This is a genomic window from Xylophilus rhododendri, assembly GCF_009906855.1.
Lineage (GTDB): Bacteria > Pseudomonadota > Gammaproteobacteria > Burkholderiales > Burkholderiaceae_C > Xylophilus > Xylophilus rhododendri.
In genome coordinates this window covers 4,748,046-4,768,405 of sequence record NZ_CP047650.1, presented here as the reverse complement: position 1 = coordinate 4,768,405, position 20,360 = coordinate 4,748,046, and the positions used below count along the sequence as shown (strand labels likewise).

The 20,360-nt window shown below is 68.8% G+C and carries 21 protein-coding genes and 1 pseudogene; 12 read left to right on the top strand and 10 right to left on the bottom strand.

What is annotated here, in order from left to right:
• Positions 1-23 precede the first annotated feature (23 nt).
• Positions 24-806, bottom strand: coding sequence for a COG4705 family protein (locus tag GT347_RS22100; protein ID WP_160554241.1), 783 nt, complete (start codon positions 804-806; stop codon positions 24-26).
• Positions 807-955: 149 nt separating this feature from the next.
• Entirely contained in the window at positions 956-1,900 is a 945-nt protein-coding gene (locus tag GT347_RS22095) for a LysR family transcriptional regulator (RefSeq protein WP_160554240.1), read from the bottom strand.
• 111 nt (positions 1,901-2,011) lie between these two features.
• Between GT347_RS22095 and GT347_RS22090 the strand changes: the two genes are divergently transcribed.
• Genes GT347_RS22090 through GT347_RS22080 form a run of 3 tightly spaced genes read left to right on the top strand, consistent with a single transcriptional unit; the run spans position 2,012 to position 5,113 of the window.
• Positions 2,012-3,229, top strand: coding sequence for a pyridoxal phosphate-dependent aminotransferase (locus GT347_RS22090; RefSeq protein ID WP_160554239.1), 1,218 nt, complete (start codon positions 2,012-2,014; stop codon positions 3,227-3,229).
• A gap of 47 nt (positions 3,230-3,276) precedes the next feature.
• Positions 3,277-4,173 (top strand): amino acid ABC transporter substrate-binding protein, encoded by an 897-nt coding sequence (locus GT347_RS22085; protein ID WP_160554238.1) that lies wholly within the window; start codon positions 3,277-3,279, stop codon positions 4,171-4,173.
• Between the two features lie 52 nt (positions 4,174-4,225).
• Positions 4,226-5,113, top strand: coding sequence for a LysR family transcriptional regulator (locus tag GT347_RS22080; RefSeq protein ID WP_160554237.1), 888 nt, complete (start codon positions 4,226-4,228; stop codon positions 5,111-5,113).
• Here the strand turns inward: GT347_RS22080 and GT347_RS22075 are convergent, their stop codons facing one another.
• The 4 genes and pseudogenes from GT347_RS22075 to GT347_RS22060 form a co-directional block, all read right to left on the bottom strand.
• Complete coding sequence (locus GT347_RS22075; protein ID WP_160554236.1) at positions 5,114-5,542, bottom strand: hypothetical protein; 429 nt, start codon at positions 5,540-5,542, stop codon at positions 5,114-5,116.
• Entirely contained in the window at positions 5,539-6,066 is a 528-nt protein-coding gene (locus tag GT347_RS22070; RefSeq protein WP_160554235.1) for an ImmA/IrrE family metallo-endopeptidase, read from the bottom strand. Before GT347_RS22070 ends, GT347_RS22075 begins: the two co-directional genes overlap by 4 nt.
• A gap of 140 nt (positions 6,067-6,206) precedes the next feature.
• A pseudogene (locus GT347_RS22065) lies at positions 6,207-7,972 on the bottom strand (IlvD/Edd family dehydratase).
• Between the two features lie 7 nt (positions 7,973-7,979).
• Positions 7,980-8,945: a Bug family tripartite tricarboxylate transporter substrate binding protein gene (locus GT347_RS22060; RefSeq protein WP_160555481.1), complete on the bottom strand. Its 966-nt coding sequence runs from the start codon at positions 8,943-8,945 to the stop codon at positions 7,980-7,982.
• A 241-nt stretch (positions 8,946-9,186) separates the two neighbouring features.
• Between GT347_RS22060 and GT347_RS22055 the strand changes: the two genes are divergently transcribed.
• Entirely contained in the window at positions 9,187-9,921 is a 735-nt protein-coding gene (locus GT347_RS22055; protein WP_160554234.1) for a ribonuclease activity regulator RraA, read from the top strand.
• Here GT347_RS22055 and GT347_RS22050 read toward each other — a convergent pair.
• A complete protein-coding gene (locus tag GT347_RS22050; RefSeq protein WP_160554233.1) occupies positions 9,918-10,418 on the bottom strand; it encodes a GNAT family N-acetyltransferase in 501 nt (166 codons plus the stop codon). The genes GT347_RS22055 and GT347_RS22050 overlap by 4 nt on opposite strands.
• Entirely contained in the window at positions 10,415-10,693 is a 279-nt protein-coding gene (locus GT347_RS22045) for a type II toxin-antitoxin system TacA family antitoxin (RefSeq protein ID WP_160555480.1), read from the bottom strand. The genes GT347_RS22050 and GT347_RS22045 overlap by 4 nt, the downstream gene beginning before the upstream one ends.
• Positions 10,694-11,128: 435 nt before the next feature.
• On the opposite strand from GT347_RS22045, the gene GT347_RS22040 reads away from it, so the two are divergent.
• A complete protein-coding gene (locus tag GT347_RS22040) occupies positions 11,129-11,278 on the top strand; it encodes a hypothetical protein (RefSeq protein ID WP_160554232.1) in 150 nt (49 codons plus the stop codon).
• Between the two features lie 12 nt (positions 11,279-11,290).
• Positions 11,291-11,578 (top strand): sialidase family protein, encoded by a 288-nt coding sequence (locus GT347_RS22035; RefSeq protein ID WP_160554231.1) that lies wholly within the window; start codon positions 11,291-11,293, stop codon positions 11,576-11,578.
• Here GT347_RS22035 and GT347_RS22030 read toward each other — a convergent pair.
• On the bottom strand, positions 11,562-12,500 hold the full coding sequence (locus tag GT347_RS22030; protein WP_160554230.1) for a LysR family transcriptional regulator: 939 nt from the start codon (positions 12,498-12,500) through the stop codon (positions 11,562-11,564). The genes GT347_RS22035 and GT347_RS22030 overlap by 17 nt on opposite strands.
• A gap of 102 nt (positions 12,501-12,602) precedes the next feature.
• Between GT347_RS22030 and GT347_RS22025 the strand changes: the two genes are divergently transcribed.
• From GT347_RS22025 to GT347_RS22010, 4 genes are all read left to right on the top strand, one after another.
• Positions 12,603-13,541, top strand: a complete 939-nt coding sequence (locus GT347_RS22025) for a dihydrodipicolinate synthase family protein (RefSeq protein WP_160554229.1) — start codon at positions 12,603-12,605, stop codon at positions 13,539-13,541.
• Positions 13,542-13,607: 66 nt separating this feature from the next.
• Positions 13,608-14,573, top strand: a complete 966-nt coding sequence (locus GT347_RS22020) for a Bug family tripartite tricarboxylate transporter substrate binding protein (protein WP_160554228.1) — start codon at positions 13,608-13,610, stop codon at positions 14,571-14,573.
• Positions 14,563-15,261 (top strand): SDR family NAD(P)-dependent oxidoreductase, encoded by a 699-nt coding sequence (locus tag GT347_RS22015; protein ID WP_160554227.1) that lies wholly within the window; start codon positions 14,563-14,565, stop codon positions 15,259-15,261. Before GT347_RS22020 ends, GT347_RS22015 begins: the two co-directional genes overlap by 11 nt.
• 32 nt (positions 15,262-15,293) lie before the next feature.
• Entirely contained in the window at positions 15,294-16,460 is a 1,167-nt protein-coding gene (locus GT347_RS22010; protein WP_160554226.1) for a mandelate racemase/muconate lactonizing enzyme family protein, read from the top strand.
• A 13-nt stretch (positions 16,461-16,473) separates the two neighbouring features.
• On the opposite strand, the gene GT347_RS22005 is transcribed toward GT347_RS22010, so the two are convergent.
• The gene (locus GT347_RS22005; RefSeq protein WP_160554225.1) at positions 16,474-17,334 is read right to left on the bottom strand and encodes a MurR/RpiR family transcriptional regulator; all 861 of its coding nucleotides are present in this window, start codon (positions 17,332-17,334) and stop codon (positions 16,474-16,476) included.
• 157 nt (positions 17,335-17,491) lie between these two features.
• On the opposite strand from GT347_RS22005, the gene GT347_RS22000 reads away from it, so the two are divergent.
• The gene (locus tag GT347_RS22000; RefSeq protein WP_229722425.1) at positions 17,492-18,682 is read left to right on the top strand and encodes a M20 family metallopeptidase; all 1,191 of its coding nucleotides are present in this window, start codon (positions 17,492-17,494) and stop codon (positions 18,680-18,682) included.
• Positions 18,683-18,745: 63 nt separating this feature from the next.
• Positions 18,746-20,353, top strand: a complete 1,608-nt coding sequence (locus tag GT347_RS21995) for an ABC transporter substrate-binding protein (protein WP_160554224.1) — start codon at positions 18,746-18,748, stop codon at positions 20,351-20,353.
• The last annotated feature ends 7 nt before the right edge of the window (positions 20,354-20,360 follow it).

The window sequence follows — 20,360 nt, the reverse complement described above, 5'->3', positions numbered from 1 at the left end:
GGTGATCCTCTGTGCGCGGATGTTCATGCCTTGTCCTGTTTCAGTTCCGGGCTTGCCGGCCGCAGCTGCGCCACGGCCACCAGCACCACGATGGTGGCCAGGAAGGCCGCGCTGACCAGCATCGTGCCCAGCTCCAGCCCGCCGTCGGCGCGCGGCTGGGTGAGCCAGTCGCCCAACGCCGCGCCGAAGGGACGCGTGAGGATATAGGCGATCCAGAAGCACAGCACCGGATGCCCGCCCAGGCGCCAGAACACGATGGTCGCGGCGATCAGCGCGCCGAAGCATGCCGCCCCTGGCAGGAAGCCCAGGCCGAGCGCCTCGGTGGCCAGGTCGCCCGCGGCGGTGCCCAGCGCGAAGGTGCAGAGGATGGCGGCCCAGTAGAAGCCCTCGCGCCGCGGCGTGACGATGGCGTGGATCGACAGCGTGCGTTCGCTGGCGAACCAGACGGCGAAGATGGCCGCCAGCGCCAGGGCGAAGGCCGAGCTGCTGAGGTAGAGGCTGACGCCCGCCTGGTCGGTCAGCAGGTCGGTGATCTGCGTGCCGACGATGCTCACCAGCACCACCGTCAGCCAGTAGAGGGCCGGCACGCAGCGCCGGCTGCGCAGCTGCAGCGCCAGCGCGCCGGCCAGCAGCAGGCCCATGACGACGGTGGTGGGCCCCAGGCCCAGGCCGGCATCGGCGGCCAGATAGTCGGCCGCGGTTTCGCCCACGGTGGTCGACATGATCTTGATGACCCAGAACGACAGGGCCACCTCGGGCACCTTGTTGAGCAGGCCGGGCGTGACGGGCGGCTGGCGGGTCTTCATGGGCGGCGGGCGCCGGGGCGCGTGAGTGGAGGAGGAAAACCATCCTGCCCGCCCAGACTTAGCTCCGGCATAGGGCCGCGTTCAGAAATCCACGCTCGCCGACATCACGAAGCTGCGCGGCGCGCCGACCAGGCTCGCAAGCATCACTCTCATCGCTCCAGGCCCGCGACTTTCCCCCGATGCGCCATGGTCTGCCCCAGCCCCTGGAACATCGCCCCGAAATCGCAGCACTCCTGCGCCAGCATCACCACCGCCGTGACCAGGGTGCTGCGCTGCTCCACCTTGTGCATGGCCACGTAGTGCATCGGCGGCAGCTGCGGCGTGACCTCGATGGCGCTGAGCATGCCGGCCGCGATCAGCGGCGCCAGGCACTGGTGCGGCAGGTAGGTCACGCCCAGGCCGGACATCACCAGGCCCAGCATCGCCACCAGGTTGCTCACCTGGATCGGGTCGCGCGGCTCGGCGCCCTGCTCCTTCAGCCAGGCGTCGTAGACCCTGCCGGTGCCCGACTGCGGCCCCTGCACCAGCATGCGGTACTGGGCCAGCTCGTGCAGGCGCCAGGCGCGGTCGGTGGCGATCAGCCCCGGGCGGCACAGCCAGGCGTGGGCGACCTGGCCGATGCGGGTGCTCGTCATGCGGCTGTCGCCAAAGGCGTCGGGCACCACCACCAGGTCGAGTTCGCCGGCCAGCAGCTGGTCGCGCAGGTGCGGGCTGCTGTCCACCGTGGGTTCGATCACCACCTTGGGATAGAGATCGCGGATGGTCTCGATCAGCCGCGGCAGCCAGGTCATGGCGGTCAGCTCGGTGATGCCCAGGCGCAGCCGGCGCTCCAGCACCTCGGGGCGGCTGAACTGCTCGATGGCGGAGTCGCGCTGGGCCAGGAGCTTTTTGGCCAGCACGAACATCTCCTCGCCCTTTTCGGTGAGGCGGGCGGCGCGCTGGCTGCGGTCGAAGAGCGGGGTTTCGAAGAACTCCTCCAGCTCCTGCACCCGCTTGGAAACCGCCGACTGGCTGGTGTGCAGCTTCTGCGCGGCCTGCGAGAAGCCGCCGAGCTGGGCGATCCAGAACAAGGCCTCTAGCTGTTTGAAAGTCATCGTTTTGGTGCTGAAACTGGGGTGCTATCGGGTTTATATCCACTTTTGGAATGCATACAGATAGATTTAAATCGCTTTTTTAAATTTCCCGGCGCTCGAAGAATGCGCGGCATGAGCACTGCTTCCACTGCCTCCTTTTCCTCGCGCCTGGCCCAGGTCAAGCCCTCGCCCAGCGTGGCGGCCAAGGCCCGGGTCGACGCCCTGCGCGCGGCCGGCCGCGACATCATCGACTTCACCATCGGCGAGCCCGACTTCCCCACGCCCGAACACATCGTGCAGGCCGGCGCACGCGCCCTGGCCGAAGGCGCCACCCGCTACACCGGCTCGGCCGGCACACCCGCGCTGCGCCGCGCCATCTGCGCCAAACTCCAGCGCGAGAACCGGCTGGACTTCCAGCCCGGGCAGGTGATCGTGGGCACCGGCGCCAAGCAGCTGATCTTCAATGCCTTCGCCGCCACCCTGAACGAGGACGACGAGGTGGTCATCCCGGCGCCCTACTGGGTGTCCTATCCGGACATGGTGCTGCTCAACGGCGGCACGCCGGTGATCGCGCCCAGCAGCGCCGCCACCGGTTTCAAGCTCACGCCCGAGGCGCTGCGCCAGGCCCTGACACCGCGCAGCCGCTGGCTGGTGTTGAACACGCCCAACAACCCCAGCGGCGCCATCTACACCGAGTCCGAGCTGGGCGCGCTGTGCGAGGTGCTGCGCGGGTTTCCCGCCGTGCGGGTGATGACCGACGAGATCTACGAACACTTCGCCTACGGCGGCGCCCGCCACCTGTCGCCGCTGAACGTGGCGCCCGATCTGGCCGATCGCACGCTGGTGGTCAACGGCGTCTCCAAGGCCTATGCCATGACCGGCTGGCGCGTGGGCTACGCGGCCGGGCCGCTGGACCTGATCCGCGCCATGACCCTGCTGGCCTCGCAGACCACCACCTGCGCCAGCGCCGTGGGCCAGGCCGCCGCGGTGACCGCCCTCGAAGGCCCGCAGGAGTGCGTGGCACAGGCCCGCGATCTGTTCGAACAACGCCGCGACCGCATGGTGAGCGGCCTGGCCACCATCCCCGGCGTGTCGTGCAGCAGCCCCGACGGCGCGTTCTACCTGTTCCCCAGCGTGCAAGGCCTGCTCGGCAAGACCACGCCCCAGGGCCGGCTGCTGGCCGGCGACCCCGACGTGGCCGCCTACCTGCTCGACGCGGTCGGCGTGGCCAGCGTGGACGGCAGCTCCTACGGCATGCCGGGCTACCTGCGCCTGTCGTTCGCCACCTCGGCCGCGGAGATCGACCGCGGCTGCGCGGCCATCGCCCAGGCCGTCGCCGCGCTGCGCTGAATCCGTCGAACCGAACCCTGACCCGATCCACCCCGAAAGAGAAGACCATGAAGCTCCGTTTGCCCGCCATGCTCGCCGTCGCCGCCACCGCCGCGCTCCTGTGTTCCACCGCCATGGCGCAGAGCAACGACACGCTCGCCAAGATCAAGTCCAGCGGCGTGATCCAGATCGGCGGCCGCGAGAGCCAGATCCCCTTCTCGTACAAGCCCAACGGCGGCGGCGACCCGGTCGGCTTCACCACCGACATTTGCCTGAAGATCGTGGACGCCATCAAGGCCAAGCTGGCCATGCCCAACCTGGAGGTGCGCTACACCATGCTCACCTCCACCAACCGCATCCCGCTGCTGACCAACGGCACGGTGGACCTGGACTGCGCCACCACCACCAACACGGTGGACCGGCAGAAGCAGGTGGCCTTCGCGCCCAGCCATTTCGTGACCTCGATCACGGCGGCGGTGAAGAAGAGCTCGGGCATCAACAGCTTCGCCGACATGAACGGCAAGACGGTGTCGGCCGTGTCGGGCAGCACCTCCATCGCGCTGCTGCGCGCCCAGCGCAAGACGCTGGAGGTCAAGGAGATCTACGCCAAGGACACGGCCGACGGCTTCCTGATGATGGCCTCCGACCGCGCCGTGGCCTATGTGCTGGACGACGTGCAGCTGGCCGGCTTCATCGCCACCGCGCCCAACCCGGGCGAGTTCAAGATCCTCACCGGCGAATCCCTGCGCCAGGAGCCCTACGGGATCATGTACCGCAAGGACGATCCGGCCTTCAAGGACGTGGTCGACGGCACGGTGACCGAGCTGATGAAATCCGGCGCGATCGAGCAGATCTACGCCAAGTGGTTCCTGAAGCCCATCCCGCCGACCAACGCGAACCTGAATTTCCCGATGACGGATGCGATCAAGGATATCTATCGCAATCCGAACAGCAACGGGGTCTGACCGGGACTATGCCCATGGCCGGCGCGATGGACCGCACGTACATTTGCCCGCCATGGACACCCGCTACCTGCAGAGCTTCGTCGCCGTGGTCGAACTCGGCTCCATGGCCGAGGCCGCGCGCCGGCTCGACCTGACACCCGCCGCCATCGCCGCACGGGTGAAGGCGCTGGAGGACGATATCGGCTCGGCCCTGGTGCAGCGCGTGGGCCGCTCGGTGCGGCCGACCGAGGTGGGGCTGGCCATGCTGGACCGCGCCCGCAGCGTGCTGCGCGAGGTGCGCGACCTGCGGTCGGTGACCGGCGGCGGCTCGCTCGGCGAACTGCGCCTGGGTGTCTTCGGCTCGGCGCTCACCGGCGTGCTGCCGCCGGTGCTGCAGCGGCTCTACCGGCGGTATCCGGAACTGTCCGTCTATGTCGAACCAGGCGCCTCGGTGGAGCTGTGCCGCCAGGTCGCGGCCGGCAGCCTGGATGCGGCCATCGTGGTGGAGCCGCAGTTCTCCATCGGCAAGGCCAGTTCCTGGTCGGTGCTGCTGGAGGAGCAGATGGTGGTGGTGGCCCCGGCCGCCCAGGCCGGCCGCGATGCGCACGAGCTGCTGGCCAGCCTGCCCTTCATCCGCTACGACCGCTCGGTACTCGGCGGCCAGCTGGCGGACCGCTATCTGCGCGACCACGGCATCCGTGTACGCCAGCGCCTGGAGATCAACAGCCTGATGGCCGTGGCCGCGCTGGTCGGCCAGGGCCTGGGCGTGGCCCTGCTGCCGGACTGGGTGCCGATGTGGCAGGGCGGGCTGGAGATCGTGAAGATCCCCCTGCCCGAACGCGCGCCGGTGCGGCGTGTGGGCCTGGTGTGGGCCACCCACGGGCCGCGGGCGGCACTGGCCGATGCGCTGCTGGAAGAAGCCCGCGCCGTGTGCGGCAGCGCCCGCGCCATCGAAAGCTGATTAGGGCTTCAGCCCCTTGAGGGCCTCACCCGCCTTGCCGACGACATCGCCCAGCACCTTCACCATTTCGATGGTGGGCGCCGTGAATGCCTCGCCTTTTTCCTTCTTGCCGCTGTCGTCCGGCCTGTCGCCCATGCCGAACGAATACTTGGCCAAGGCGATGGTCAGCACGGTGATCGACACGATGGTGGACGCTGCGATGGCGACGACCGGCGTGCTGGCATGGGCCAGATCCATTTTCAGCGCCAGCAATAGCGCTGCCAGAAAAACGAGCAGGCCCGCCACGACCAGATAAACCAGCACCGCAGAGGCGGTGCGGTGATATTTCCGGGAACGACTCTCTGCGATGATTTCATCCAGGGTCTGGAAAGGGCTCGGCGGCGAATATTCCCCGCCCGCCAGGTCGAATCTCTCAGGCGATTTCGTCACACCGCAATACCCAGGTTCTGCACCCTGTACGCCATGGCCACCTTGGATACGCCGAATATCCGGGCCAATTCGTCCGAGGTCTTGACGGTGCCAGCCTGGATGACCACCTTGACGGCGGCCGCCGGCATCAGCAAGGCGGCGGCGAACTGGTTGGCTGCGCGCTCCTGCGGTTTGGTGCTGTCGCTGACGAATGAGCTGGCCGTGTCCCGCGGCGCATCCGAATGGCCCAGGGCGTAGTGGCCGAGTTCATGCGCCATGGTGAACCGCTGGCGAACATGGGCTTCGTTGCCGTTGTATTCGACCGTACGGGCGGCGCGGTTGTAATAACCGCTGAATCCATAGCCCTCGTCATTCAGGATGCCGCGGCAGACGAGATTCAGGCCCTCAGCCGCGATGATGGCGGCCACATTCACTGGGAATCTTTTATCCCAGTGTCTTGTCAGCAGAATCTGTGCCGCCTGCGCAGGCGAATGGGATATGGCACATGGAGGCGACGCCTGGCGGTACGCCGATTGCAGTTCCATGGATCGCTCCGACAGGTGAAAGGATTAACGATTCTAGTGTGACGGTCGGGCCTTTCACACGCCAGGAGGCCGCCCGATCAATCTCTTGCTTTCGCGAGAAATCGTCACATTCTTACCAACCCGATCACCGGCCGCGCTCCCTACCTCGGCGCCTTGCCCACCATCTTCGCGGCGCGCAGGAAATCGAAATCCACCCCCTGGTCGGCCTGGGTGACCGACTGCAGGAAGAGCTTGCGGTAGCCCCGCTCGGCGGTCGGCTCCACCACCGGGTTGGCGGCGGCGCGCCGCGCCAGTTCCTCGTCGGACACCAGCAGCGCGATCTCCCGGTTCTTCACGCTCAGCCGGATGCGGTCGCCGTTGTGCACATGCGCCAGCGGACCGCCCACGGCCGACTCGGGCGTCACATGCAGCACGATGGTGCCGAAGGCGGTGCCGCTCATGCGGCCGTCGGAGATGCGCACGATGTCCTTCACCCCCGCCCGGGCCAGCTTGCGCGGGATGGGGATGTAGCCGGCTTCCGGCATGCCGGGCGCGCCCTTGGGGCCGATGTTCTTGAGCACCAGCATGTCCTCGGCCCTCACGTCGAGGTCGTCGCGGTCGATGCGGGTGACCAGGTCTTCCAGGTTCTCGAAGACCACCGCCCGGCCCTCGTGCTCCATCAGCCTGGGGTCGGCCGCCGACTGCTTGACGATGGCGCCGCCCGGCGCCAGGTTGCCGCGCAGCACGGCGATGCCGCCTTGGGGATAGATGGGGTTGCTGGCCGGCCGCACCACGTCCTGCGGGAAGCCGGGGCCGGCGCGTTCGATCTCCTCGCCCAGCGTGCGGCCGGTGACGGTCAGCGCATCCAGCTTGAGCAGGGGTTTCAGCTCGCGCAGCAGCGTGGCCATGCCGCCCGCGTGGTGGAAGTCCTCCATGTAGTGCTGGCCGGAAGGCTTCAGGTCGACCAGCACCGGCGTGTCGCGGCCCATGCGGTCGAGGGCGGCCAGGTCGATCTCCAGGCCCATGCGGCCGGCGATGGCGGTCAGGTGCACGACGGCGTTGGTCGATCCGCCGATGGCCAGCAGCACCCGCATGGCGTTCTCGAAGGCATCTGCCGTGAGGATCTTGTCGATGGTGAGGCCGGTGCGCGCCATCTCCACCGCCTGCGCGCCGGTCATCTCGGCGATGCGGATGCGGTCGGCGGTGACGGCCGGCGGCGAGGCGCCGCCCGGCACCGTCATGCCCAGGGCCTCGGCGATGCAGGCCATGGTGCTGGCCGTGCCCATCACCGAGCAGGTGCCCACGCTGGCGACGAGCTGGTTGTTCACGTCCACCGTCTCCTCGACATCGATCTCGCCCGCGCGGAACCTGCCCCAGTAGCGCCGGCAGTCGGTGCAGGCGCCCACCCGCTCGCCGCGGTGGCTGCCGGTGAGCATGGAGCCGGTGATCAGCTGGATCGAAGGGATGCCGGCCGACGCCGCGCCCATCAGCTGCGCGGGCACGGTCTTGTCGCAGCCGCCGATCAGCACCACCGCGTCCATGGGCTGGGCGCGCACCAGCTCCTCGGTGTCCATGGACATGAGGTTGCGCAGGTACATGCTGGTGGGCGAGGAGAAACTCTCGTGCACCGAGATCGTCGGGAAGTCCATCGGCAGGCCGCCGGCCAGCATCACGCCGCGCTTGACCGCCTCGATCAGCTGCGGCGCATTGCCATGGCAGGGGTTGTAGGCGCTGCCGGTGTTGGTGATGCCGATCACCGGGCGGTCGAGCGCGGTGTCGGTGAAACCCGCCCCTTGATGAAGGCCTTGCGCAGGAAGAGCGAGAAGCCCTGGTCGCCGTAGCTGGTCAGGCCCTTGCGCATGCCGGTGTCGGCGGCGGCTTGTGAATCGGTGTCGGGCTCGAACGGGGATTGCTTCTTGTCGGTCATCGGGGTTTTATTCCTCGGCCTTGATGTTGGCCTCGTGGATGAGTTTCTCCCAGCGCGCCACTTCCGCGCTGATGCGTTCGGCCGACTGCGCCGGCGTGGTGGGCGGTGCGGCATACACGCCCTGCTTGAGCAGCAGTTCCTTCACCTCGGGCGACTGCACCAGCTTGGCCAGGGCTTCGTTGAGCCGGGTCACGATGGGCTCGGGCGTGCCGGCCGGCGCCAGCACGCCGAAAGTGGAAGCCACGTCCAGGCTGGGCATGCCGGCCTCGGGCGCCGAGGGCACGTCGGGCAGCATGGAGATGCGCTGCGGCATGGTGACGGCCAGGGCGCGCAGCTTGCCGGCCTGGATGAACTGCAGGGCGGCGGGCACCGTCTCCACCATCATGTTGACCTGGCCGCCGACCAGGTCGGTCATGGCCGGGCCGCTGCCCTTGTAGGCCACGTGCTGCATGCGGATGTTGGCGTCCTTGCGGATGATCTCGCCGCCCAGGCGCTGCGGCGCGCCGGGGCCGGAAGAGGCGAAGTTGAGCTTGTCGGGGTTGGCCTGGCCGTAGGCGATCAGCTCCTTGAGCGTCTTCACCGGCAGCTGAGGATTGACCACCACCACCAGCGGCACCGAACCCACCACCATCACCGGCGCGAAGTCCTTCACCAGGTTGTAGCGCAGCTTTCCCTTCTCCAGGGTGACGATGGTGGCGTGGCTGGTGAGCGCGCCCATCAGCAGGGTATAGCCATCGGGCGCCGACCGGGCCGCGGCCTCGGCGCCGATGTTGCCGCCCGCGCCGCCGCGGTTGTCCACCACGATCTGCTGGTTCAACTCTTCGCCGAGCTTGAGTGCCACGATGCGGCCGATGACATCGGTCGCGCCGCCGGGCGGATAGGGAATGATGAGTTTGATCGGCTTGTCGGGATAGGCCGCGTACGCCGGCGCCGAGGCGCCGAGCGCCAGGGCGCAGGCCAGGCAGACCTGCAGGAAGCCGCGTCGCGGCCCGTGGGGGGTAGCGGGGGTGGTTTTGATGGTGTGTCTCCGTTGGCTGGCCGCGATCTGACCGCTGTGCTCCGGCCTGGAACCCCTGGCGTGGCAGGCGTGTCGTCGCTGCCCGCAGTGTTGCCAATCGCGGGGCGGCGAGGATGCGGTCCGGACACGGTCAGACCATAAAAATTTTGTTGTCAGCCGGCGTAAGGTTCCGGCCTCTCAAGGAAGAAAGGCCTTCATGGAAGCCGTGAGTCCCCTGCCTCTGGATCCCGCCGTCGTTCAAGCACTGTCCGGCGTCTCGACCGCCACGCTGACCACCGTGCTGCTCAAGCACGGGCTGCGTAATGTCTGGCTGCGCGGCACGCGCCCGCTCTCGCCCGGCCTGCCGCGCCTGGTGGGCCGGGCCTTCACCCTGCGTTTCGTGCCGGCCCGCGAGGACCTGGCCACGCCGGCCTCCTGGGCCTCGCCCATCTCCACCCGCGCCGCCATCGAGGCCATGCCGGCCGGCTGCATCGCCGTGGTGGGCGCGCTGGGCACCACCGACGCGGGCATCTTCGGCGACATCCTCTGCGCCCGCATGCAGCGCCGCGGCGTGCAGGCCCTGGTGACCGACGGCGTGGTGCGCGACGTGGCCGGCGTGCTGGGCACCGGCCTGCCGGTGTGGTGCCAGGGCACGGCCGCCCCGCCCTCGGTGGCCGGGCTGACCTTCGTCGGCTGGCAGGAGGCCATCGACTGCGGCGGCGTGGCGGTGTTTCCCAACGACGTGATCGTTGTCGATCAGGACGGCGCGGTGCTGATCCCCGCCGCGATGCTGCAGGAGGTGGTGGCCACCTCGGTCGAGCAGGAGCGGCTCGAAGGCTGGATCATGTCGCAGGTGGAGGCGGACCTGCCGCTGCCGGGGCTGTATCCGCCGAATGCGGAGAACCAGGCGAGGTATCGGGCCTGGGTGGCGCGGCGGGAGGGCAAGCCTTAAGGCCGAGACACCGATGCGAGGGGCAGGAAGAGAGTCAGAGGAGACGCCGTGATGGCGATGAAACCGTGGTGCAGGTAGAACGCGGCCGCCTGCTCATCCTTTGCATCCACGATCAGGACGACCGCCCCCACCTCGATGCCCGCGGCGCGGTGCAGCGCGTTCACCAGCAAGGCCCCACCGAGGCCCTGTCCCTTGAAGGCCACGTCCACGGCCAGCCGGCCCATGCGGATGGCCGGTACGGACGGGTAACGGGGCAGTTTGCGGCGCAGCGCTTCCGGCAGGTCGGGAAGCGGTACGCTGGCGGCGGCCAGCGTGTAGTAGCCGGCGATTCGCCCCTCATCGGTGAGGGCGACAAAACAGGCCGCCACGCGGCGCCGGATGTCCTGCGAAACCTGTTCCTTCAGATAACGGTCCAGCGCTGGTGTGCCGCTGTCGAAACGGCTTCGATCACGTTCGCCGGCATCGAGCGCGGCGATCCGGAACGGTGCCCGGCTCATTCGCTGCGCAGCAGCTTGTCGTGGCGCTTCATCGCGCGCTTGAGCCCAGGGGACGGCGCGGGAGGCGATAGCAAGGCCTCGGCAAAACGCTGCTGGTCATCGCGAGACAGGCGGATCACCTCGGCCTGCTCGATGGTTCGGTAAGCCGCATCCAGGGCGGCGCCCACCACGAAGTCAGTAAGGGAGCGTCCCTCGATGTCGGCAGCTCGTTTGATGGTTTGCTGCAGTTCCGGGCTGATGCGGGCTTCGAGCCGCGCGGAAGAAGTGGCTGGCATGGCGATGGCCTCCTGCCGGAATTGTACGGCAACTTGCCGGATCCAGGCTTCTAACTTGCCGGTGAACTCCATGCAGGCCTTGTAGCATCGCCGTTTGCAAGCGACCTCCGCCCCGTCTCTCCTCGCATGAAAAAACGCACCTTTCTCGCCGCCACCCTCGGCAACCGCTACACCACCGGCTACGTGGCGCCGGACCGGCACCGCCCGCTAGCAGGAACTGGACATCGGTACCCTGCGTGAGGTCAGCTTCGTGCGCCCCTGCCGCGGCGGCCTGCTGGCGGCCGGCGAGGAAGGCCTGCTCGCCCTTTCCCATGCCGAAGGCCGGAACTGGAAGATGCTCAACCCGCCCGATGCCGCCTTCATCGCCGTGACCCAACCGCTGGCCGATGACCGCATCCTGGCCTTTGCCCGGCGGACCGGCTTTGGACGGTCTGAGTGGGCAGCGGCACCGACACCCTCGCATGGCAGAAGATCGAGAGTTTCGAGGACAGGGACTCGCTCAACATCGGCTGGAAGCGGCCCAGCGCCATCGCCCTGCCCGACCGCGCCGGCGTGGTGCTGCCCAACGACGAGATCCGCCTCTAGGACGGACAGCAAATGCAGCGCCTGACCACCGGCCAGTCGACCTTCGGCCTGGTCGCCGAGCCCGATGGCGCCCTGTACGCCCGTATGGCCATCGTGGGGCCCAGCACCATCGTGTCGCACGACGGCGGCAAGACCTGGAAGCACACCGGCGAATCCCCCGGGCTGACCGGCCCGCGCGCCGTCGATGCGATGGCGGTGGACCGCCGCGACGGCGCCCTGCTCGCCTTCCTGCCCGACAACGCCATCATGCGCAGCCCGGACGAAGGCGCCACCTGGCGCATCGTCAAGGACCTGCGCTGAGGCCCGGCCCGGCCCGCTCCCACAGCGACTCGGCCGCAGCCGACATCTCGCTGCGCTGCCGGTAGAGCCGGATCTCCAGCGGCACCTCCCAGTCAGCGCCCGCCGCGGGCACCAGCCGGCCGGCGGCCAGGTCTTCCGCCACCAGGCTGCGCGGCAGCCAGGCGATGCCGCGGCCTTCCAGGGCCATGGTGCGCAGCAGGCTGGCATGGTGCGCGGTGAACACGGTGTGCAGCGGCGCGGCGCCGCGGGTCATGCGGCTGCCCAGGCGGGCGGCCAGGATGCGGCCCAGGGCCGAGACATCGCTGTAGCTCAGCAGAGGCAACGGGCCGGAGCCGTCCAGGGCGTGCAGCGGAACGGCGCCGTCGGGACCGGGGACGGACACCGGCAACAGCTCGTCCGTCCGCAAACGCAGCATGGGGCAATGCGCCTCCTCCATGCGCCCCGGCACGGCGTCATGGCCGTGGCACATCAGGAACTGCACCCGCCGCTGCAGCATCAGGTCCTCGCAGGCATGGGCGCTGTCGGAAAACATCTGGATCGGCCAGCGCGCCGAGCCCGCCTCCAGGCCCGACAGCCAGGCCGGGAAGAAGGACAGCGACAGCAGGTGCGTGGCCGCGAAACGCAGGCCGGCGGCGGCCTGGTCCTGCGCGGCGCGGGCCTTGATGCGGGCGGCTTCCAGCGCGGCGAGCACGTCCGCCAGCAGGGGATGGAAACGCTTGCCCGCCGCCGTCAGCGCGGCGGGATGGGCGCTGCGGTCGAACAGCTCCGCGCCGGTCCATTCCTCCAGCGAACGGATATGGCGGCTGAAGGCCGGCTGGGCGATGTTGCGGGCCTCGGCCGCGCGGGAGAAATTGCCGGTCTCGGCCAGGGCCAGGAAGTCCTCGAGCCATTCCAGGTCGAGCGGTCGGTTGCCAGGGCCCATGGGTCGCTGCGGATAGATGTATTCGTTTCGAGTATTGGACCCGCCAGGAGCCCCGCGCCGATCATCGGCCTGCCCCCTACCGATACACGGAGACAAAGAGACATGCCGACCATCGCGAATTATCGCGGGATCATCCCCGCCATTTCCTGCCCGTTTACCCCCGACCACCGCATCGACGAACCGGCCCTGCGCCAGCTGGCCTCCTGGCTGGCCGGCCACGAAGGCGTGGTCGCCATCATGACCAACGGCCATACCGGCGAGGTGTTCTCCCTCACCCCCACCGAACGCGCCGAAGTCACCCGCATCGTGGCCGACGAGCTGAAGGGCCGCACGCCGGTCATCTCCTCCATCGTCTGCGAAGGCCTGGCCGAGGCCGCCGAGCATGCCCGCATGGCCCAGGCCGCGGGCGCCGTGGCGCTCGACGTGATGCCGCCCCACCACTGGCTGCGCTTCGGCTTCACGCCCGGCCATGCGCTGCAGTACTTCGAGGCGATCCACCAGGCCGCGCCGGGGCTGGACCTGGTCTGCCACGTCTATCCGGCCTGGACACGCGCCTCCTACTCCTCGCAGCTGCTGGCCGAGCTGGCCCGCCTGCCCTATCTGCAGGCCTTCAAGGTGGGCCAGCGCGACATGAACAAGTACGCCCGCGACATCCAGGCGATCCGCGAGGCCGACGCCTCCAAGGCCATCCTCACCTGCCACGACGAATACCTGCTGGCCTCCATGGTGCAGGGCGTGGACGGCGCGCTGGTGGGCTTCGCCACCTTCATACCGCAGCTCATCATCGACCTGTGGAACGCGGTGAAGGCCGGCGACCTGAAGAAGGCCATGGCGATCCAGGCCGTCATCACCCCGCTGAAGGACGCGGTCTACGGCGGCGGCGAGCCCACCGGCGAGGCCCATGCCCGCATGAAGGGCGGCATGTACCTGGCCGGCGTGATAGCCGACGCTACGGTGCGCCCGCCCACCGAGGCGCCCAATGCCAGGGAAACCGAGGCCCTGCGCGCCGCCGTGCAGCAGGCAGGCTTGCTCAAGCGATAGAACGCGGCAAAGGCCGCTCGCCAGAAGCGGCCGCCCGGGGTTCCCCAAGAAAGACGGAGACAAGACATGCAACGCAAATCCTTCCTGCGCTCGGTGCTCACGGCGGCGGCGCTGGCCGCGGCCGGCGCCTGCCTGGCCCAGCCCTATCCGAGCAAGCCGGTGCGGGTGATCATCCCCTTCCCGCCCGGCGGCACGCTGGACACCGTGGGCCGCCAGCTCGCCCAGAAACTCGGCGAGCAGACCGGCCAGAGTTTCATCGTGGAGAACCGCCCCGGCGGCAACGGCACCATCGGCGCCGAGGCCGTTGCCCGTTCGCCGGCCGACGGCTACACCCTGCTCTTCAACGCCTCCACCTTCGTCACGGCGCCGATGACGATGAAGTCGGTGCCCTACGCGGTCACCCGGGATTTCACCCCGGTCGCCCTGGTCGGCAAGGCGCCGCTGTCGGTGGCCATCAACAAGAACCTGCCGATCACCGACATCAAGTCGCTGATCGCCTACGGCCAGGCCCATGCCGGCAAGATGACCTTCGCGGTCGGCTCCATCGGCTCGGCCGGCCACCTCTCGACCGAGCTGCTCAAGCGCGCCGGCAAGATGGACTTCCTGATCGTGCCCTACAAGGGCACGGCGCCCGCCTTCCAGGACCTGGTGGGCGGCCAGATCGACGGTTTCATCGACCCCATCCTGGGCTCGCTGCAGTACCACAAGGCCGGCATGCTGCGGGTGGTCGCCGTCACCTCCGCCGCCCGCGCGCCCAGCCTGCCGGACGTGCCCACCGTGGGCGAGACGATTCCCGGCTACGAGTTCTACAGCTGGTACGGCCTCTGGGGGCCGGCGAAGCTGCCAGCCGAGGTCACCGCGCGCCTGAACGCCGAGGTCAACAAGGCCCTGGCCACCGACATCAAGGACAAGCTGCGCGAGCTGGGCCTGCTGCTCACGCCCGGCAGCGTGGAGGACTTCACGAAGTTCCAGGCCAGCGACATGGAACGCTCGCAGAAGATCATCACCGAGGGGAACATCCGTGTCGAATGAGGCGCGCCATGCGGCCGTCAGCGGCAGCAGCTCGGGCATAGGCCGGGCCATCGCCGAACACCTGCTGGCCCAGGGCTGGCGCGTCAGCGGGCTGGACCTGGCCGCGCCGGCCATCACGCATGCGGCCTTCACGGCGATCCCGGTCGACCTGTCGCGGGGCGAGCAGATCGCCAGCGCCTGCGCCAGCCTCGGCCCGGTCGATGCCCTGGTGCATGCGGCCGGTGTGCTGCGGGTCGGCCCGCTGGGCACGCTGGACCACGGCGGCGGCGAGCTGATGTGGCGCCTGCATGTGGATGCCGCCGCCCGCTTGGCCGATGCGCTGGTGCCGGCCATGGCGGCGCGCGGCGGCGGCCGGGTGGTCTTCATCGGCAGCCGGGTCGCGCAGGGCATGCCCGGCCGCGGCCAGTACGCCGCCACCAAGGCCGCCGTCATCGCCCTGGCGCGCAGCTGGGCGGTGGAGGTGGCGGCACGCGGCGTGACGATCAACGTCGTCTCCCCCGCCGCCACGGCCACCGCCATGCTGCAGGACCCGGCGCGCGCCGCCAGCGCTCCGCGCCTGCCGCCCATCGGCCGGCTGATCGAGCCCGCCGAGATCGCCGCGCTCACCGCCTTCCTGCTGTCGCCCGCGGCAGCCGCCATCACCGGGCAGGACATCGCCATCTGCGGCGGCTCCTCGCTCGCCTCCTAGAACGCCTGCTTTCCCCCTCGGAACCCCATGCCATGAAGATCGTTGACATCCGCGAATCCACCCGCCCGATCAAGTCGGACATCCGCAACGCCTATATCGATTTCTCCAAGATGACCCTGAGCCTGGTCGCCGTCGTCACCGACGTGATCCGCGAAGGCAGGCCGGTGATCGGCTACGGCTTCAACTCCAACGGCCGCTACGGCCAGGGCGGGCTGATACGCGACCGTTTCCTGCCGCGCCTGCTGGAGGCCGACACCCCCTCGATGGTGGACGACAGCGGCGAGAACCTCGACCCGCACAAGATCTGGTCACGCCTGATGATCAACGAGAAGCCCGGCGGCCACGGCGAGCGTTCTGTCGCCGTCGGCACCATCGACATGGCGGTCTGGGACGCCGTCGCCAAGATCGCCGAAAAGCCCCTCCACCAGTTGCTGGCCGAACGCTACGGCAGCGGCACGCCCGACCCGCGGGTGTTCGTCTACGCGGCCGGCGGCTACTACTACCCCGGCAAGGGCCTGGACGGCCTGAGGAAGGAGATGGAGAGCTACCTCGCCCGCGGCTACTCGGTCGTCAAGATGAAGATCGGCGGCGCCTCGCTGGCCGAGGACTGCGAGCGCATCGAATCGGTGCTGAAGATCCTCGGCCCCGGCCAGCAGCTGGCGGTGGACGCCAACGGCCGCTTCGACCTGAAGACCGCCCTCGATTACGGCCGCGCCCTGTCGCAATACCCGCTCTTCTGGTACGAGGAGGCCGGCGATCCGCTGGACTACGAACTGCAGGCCCGGCTCGGCGAGGCCTACCAGGGCGCGCTGGCCACCGGCGAGAACCTGTTCTCCATGCAGGACGCCCGCAACCTGATCCGCCACGGCGGCATGCGGCCGGACCGCGACTGGCTGCAGTTCGACTGCGCGCTCAGCTACGGCCTGGTCGAATACCTGCGCACGCTGGAGATGCTGAAGGAACACGGCTGGTCGCCCAGCCGCTGCATACCGCACGGCGGCCACCAGATGTCGCTGGCCATCGCGGCCGGCCTGGGGCTGGGCGGCAACGAGAGTTATCCGGACCTGTTCCAGCCCTACGGCGGCTTCCCGGATGGGGTGCGGGTGCAGGACGGCTACGTCACCCTGCCGCCGCTGCCGGGCATCGGCTTCGAGGGCAAGTCGGACCTGATCGCCGAGATGCGCGCGCTGGCGAACTGAGCGCCAGGGATCCTCAGCTCTTGGCGGTGAACACCCCGAACTCCGTCCAGAGCCCCTCCCCGCGGTCCAGCGCCTGGCGCACCTCCTTGCCGCGCCGGGCGGCCACCGCCGACACCAGGGCGTTGCCCAGGAAGATCGCCGCCGTGTAGCTGTCGAAGGGCGAGGCGTTGGCGGTGCGGAAGGTCAGGTACTCGTCGGCCAGCGCGGCCACCGGGGCGAGCGGGCTGTCGGTCAGCGCCACCACCTTGCCGCCCCGGGCCTTCACGTGTTTCGCCGCGGTGAGGATGGAGCGCGAATAACGCCGGATCGAGATCGCCAGCAGCACATCGTCCGGCCCGGCCCAGATCAGCTGGTCGGCCAGCACCATCGGACCGCCGTCCAGCAGGCGCACGTGCGGCAGGCACATATTGAGATGCGTCGCCAGGTACAGCGCCACCGCGGCGCTGTTCTTGGAGGCCAGCAGCGAGACCCGCGCACCACGCCGGGTCAGCATCTGCACCGCGGCCTCGAAGGCCCGCACGTCCAGCTGCTCGTAGGTGGCGGCCAGGTTGTTGCGGTCGTGGCTGTAGGCGCCCTCCAGCGCGGCCTTCATCGGCTGGCCGGTGGACATCACCGCCTCGGCCCGGTTGGCGGGCGATGCCAGCCGCGCCGACACCTCCTCGCGGATCTCGCGCTGCACCTCCGGAAAACTCGGATAGCCCAGCTTGCTGAAGAAACGCACCACCGTCGAGGCGCTGATGCCGGTGTGCGCGGCGATCGCCGTGGCCGATTCCAGCACGCCCTGCGGATAGTGGCTGGCGAGGTAGTCGACCAGCGCGCTCTCGCCCGGCGTGAGGCGCAGGCCGGCGCTGGCGATCTTGTCCAAAAGGTTCATGGCATCTGGTGGAAGGTGTTGGGCGGCGCTGGAACGGATTGTGCTTTGACACCATTCATGCAAAGCTCATTGCACCACAAAAATGCACATGCAAGCCCCATTGCATTGCAGCCCGATATTTGATTCACTGGCCCGCACCAGCAGACAGAGGAACCCCATGCAAGCAGAGATCCTGGATTGGCTGAGCCGGCACGATGGCGCGATGCGCCAGCTGCTGCAGCAGCTGGTCGATACCGACAGCGGCAGCCGCCACGTGGCCGGCATCGACCGGGTGGCCGGGCTGATCCGCCAGAGCCTCGAAGCCTCCGGCATCGAGGTGCAGACCATCCCCTGCCCCGGCTACGGCAGCTGCCTGCGCGCCGAGCTGGCGCCCGGCGGCCCGGCGCCGGTGCTGCTGATGGGCCATATGGACACGGTGTTTCCCGCCGGCACCGCCGCCGCCCGCCCCTACCGGGTGGAGGGCAACCTGGCCTACGGCCCGGGCGTGGCCGACATGAAGTCCGGCCTGGTGATGAACACCTTCATCGCCAAGGCCTTCGCCGAGGTGATCGGCGTGGGCCGGGTGCCGCTGCGCCTGTTCTACAGCTGCGACGAGGAGATCGCCTCGCCCGCCTCGCGCGAATGGATCCTGGCCGCGTCCGAGGGCGCGGCCGCCGTCTTCAACGCCGAGCCCGGACGGCCCAACGGCAATGTGGTCACCGGCCGCAAGGGCGCCTTCTTCATCGACTTCGAGGTCTCCGGCGTGGCCGCGCATGCCGGCGGCAACCATGCGGCCGGCGCCAGCGCCATCGGCGCGCTGGCCGCCAAGACGCTGGCCCTGCACGCCCTCACCGACTACGACAGCGGCATCACCACCAACGTCGGCACGGTGCGCGGCGGCAGCACGGTCAACACCGTGGCCGACAGCGCCTTCGCCCAGGTCGATGTGCGGTTCACCGCCGACACCGATGCCGATGCGCTCTACCGCACCATCGATTCCATCGTGAAGGAAGAGTCGGTGCGCTACACCTGCGGCCACATCTCGCACGTGGGGCGTTTCCTGGCCATGGCCGATTCCGGCGCCAGCCAGAAGATGCTGGACATCTACCGCAGCAGCGCCCGGCAGCTGGGCTTCGACGTCAAGGGCGAGTTCTCCGGCGGCTGCGCCGACAGCGGCCTGACCGCCAGCCGCGGCGTGCCCACGCTGTGCGGCACCGGCCCGGTGGGCGCGCATCCGCACACGGTCAAGGAGTATTGCGACATCAGCACCCTGGTGCCGCGCGCCCAGGCGGTGGCGCTGTCGGTGCTGGCGCTGCACCCCGCGCTCGCCAGCGCCACCCGGGACGGAGGGCTCGCCGTGCAGCCCTGAGCCCAAGCTCCCTCCCGCCTCTTTCCATCCGCTTTCCCAAGTCCACCGACAGATAGAGAAACCATGCCCCGAATCCTTGCCACCTTTCGAGCCGTCATCGGCACGGCGGTCATCGCCTCCCTGGGTCTGACGGGCGCTGCGTATGCCCAGAAAAGAGGCGGGACCCTGGTCCAGCTGACCTCGCCCGAGCCGCCGACCCTGGCCTCCTACATGAACACCTCCTTCGCCGTGCCGCAGGTCACCGGCAAGATCTACGACGGGCTGCTCGAATACGACTTCAGCCTCAAGCCCCAGCCCTCGCTGGCCGAGTCCTTCACCGTGGCGCCGGACGGCAAGTCCATCACCTTCAAGCTGCGCCACGGCGTGAAGTTCCACGACGGCTCGCCCTTCACCAGCGCCGACGTGCAGTTCACCTTCATGGATGTGCTCAAGAAGGTGCACCCGCGCGGCATCGGCGCGCTGCGCGAACTGGAGGCGGTGGAGACACCCGACGACTACACCGCCGTCTTCAAGCTGAGCAACCCGGCTCCCTACATCGTGATGGCCCTGGCCGGCGCCGATGCGCCCATCATCCCCAAGCACGTCTTCGGCACCGGCGACATCCGCAACCATCCCAACGCCAACAAGCCGATCGGCACCGGCCCCTTCAAGCTGGTGGAATGGCGCAAGGGCGAATTCATCCGCCTGGACCGCAACCCCGACTACTGGCGCCCCGGCATGCCCTACCTCGACCGCGTGGTGGTGCGTTTCATCCCCGACGCCTCCACCCGCACCGCCCTGCTGGAAAAGGGCGAGGCCCACCTGGCCGGCTACGGCACCGTGCCCTTCGCCCAGGCCAAGCGCCTGGCCGGCAACCCCAACATCGAGGTGACGACCAAGGGCTACGAGATGTTCTCCATCATCGAGTCCATCACCTTCAACACCAAACGCAAGCCCTTCGACAACGTGAAGGTGCGCCAGGCCATCTCCTACGCCATCGACCGCCAGTTCATCGTCGACAACGTCTACTTCGGCTATGCCAAGGCGGCCACCGGCCAGATCAGTTCCAACTTCGCGCCGGCCGGCTTCTACACCAACCAGGTGAAGAACTACGCGGTGCCGGACAACCTGGCCATCGCCAACAAGCTGCTCGACGAGGCCGGCCTGCCGAAGAAGGACAACGGCATCCGCTTCGAGACCACGCTGGACACCACCGCCGCCTACGGCGAGTACTACCAGCGCTCGGCCGAGGTGGTGCAGCAGAACCTGGCGCGCATCGGCATCAAGGTCAACATCCGCTCGGAAGACGTGGCCACCTGGCTCAACCGGGTGTTCACCCAGTACGACTTCGACATGACCGAGGTGGGCCTGGCCAACCTGGCCGACCCGGTGCTGGGCGCCTACCGCGCGCTGCATTCGGTCTACATCAAGCAGGGCGCGGTGTTCACCAACAACTCGCAGTGGAGCACCCCTCGCACCGACGAGCTGATGGACGCCGCCGCCCGCGAGCTCGACCCCGCCAAGCGCGGCGCGCTCTACAAGGAGCTGCAGCAGCTCACCGCCGAGGCCGCGCCCGCCGCCTGGTACGTGGAGACCCAGTTCCCCACCGCCTACAGCAAGAAGTTCAAGAACATGATCACCTCGCCGCAGGGCCTGCAGGGCAGCTTCTACTCCACCTGGCTCGACCAGTAAGCCAGGC

Coding starts and splice junctions, on each gene's coding strand:
- GT347_RS22050 (WP_160554233.1), bottom strand. CDS start 10,418: ATGAGCCGGGCACCGTTCCGGATCGCCGCGCTCGATGCCGGCGAACGT.
- GT347_RS22085 (WP_160554238.1), top strand. CDS start 3,277: ATGAAGCTCCGTTTGCCCGCCATGCTCGCCGTCGCCGCCACCGCCGCG.
- GT347_RS22055 (WP_160554234.1), top strand. CDS start 9,187: ATGGAAGCCGTGAGTCCCCTGCCTCTGGATCCCGCCGTCGTTCAAGCA.
- GT347_RS22000 (WP_229722425.1), top strand. CDS start 17,492: ATGCAAGCAGAGATCCTGGATTGGCTGAGCCGGCACGATGGCGCGATG.
- GT347_RS21995 (WP_160554224.1), top strand. CDS start 18,746: ATGCCCCGAATCCTTGCCACCTTTCGAGCCGTCATCGGCACGGCGGTC.
- GT347_RS22045 (WP_160555480.1), bottom strand. CDS start 10,693: ATGCCAGCCACTTCTTCCGCGCGGCTCGAAGCCCGCATCAGCCCGGAA.
- GT347_RS22030 (WP_160554230.1), bottom strand. CDS start 12,500: ATGGGCCCTGGCAACCGACCGCTCGACCTGGAATGGCTCGAGGACTTC.
- GT347_RS22090 (WP_160554239.1), top strand. CDS start 2,012: ATGAGCACTGCTTCCACTGCCTCCTTTTCCTCGCGCCTGGCCCAGGTC.
- GT347_RS22095 (WP_160554240.1), bottom strand. CDS start 1,900: ATGACTTTCAAACAGCTAGAGGCCTTGTTCTGGATCGCCCAGCTCGGC.
- GT347_RS22010 (WP_160554226.1), top strand. CDS start 15,294: ATGAAGATCGTTGACATCCGCGAATCCACCCGCCCGATCAAGTCGGAC.
- GT347_RS22035 (WP_160554231.1), top strand. CDS start 11,291: ATGCAGCGCCTGACCACCGGCCAGTCGACCTTCGGCCTGGTCGCCGAG.
- GT347_RS22020 (WP_160554228.1), top strand. CDS start 13,608: ATGCAACGCAAATCCTTCCTGCGCTCGGTGCTCACGGCGGCGGCGCTG.
- GT347_RS22070 (WP_160554235.1), bottom strand. CDS start 6,066: ATGGAACTGCAATCGGCGTACCGCCAGGCGTCGCCTCCATGTGCCATA.
- GT347_RS22100 (WP_160554241.1), bottom strand. CDS start 806: ATGAAGACCCGCCAGCCGCCCGTCACGCCCGGCCTGCTCAACAAGGTG.
- GT347_RS22025 (WP_160554229.1), top strand. CDS start 12,603: ATGCCGACCATCGCGAATTATCGCGGGATCATCCCCGCCATTTCCTGC.
- GT347_RS22080 (WP_160554237.1), top strand. CDS start 4,226: ATGGACACCCGCTACCTGCAGAGCTTCGTCGCCGTGGTCGAACTCGGC.
- GT347_RS22005 (WP_160554225.1), bottom strand. CDS start 17,334: ATGAACCTTTTGGACAAGATCGCCAGCGCCGGCCTGCGCCTCACGCCG.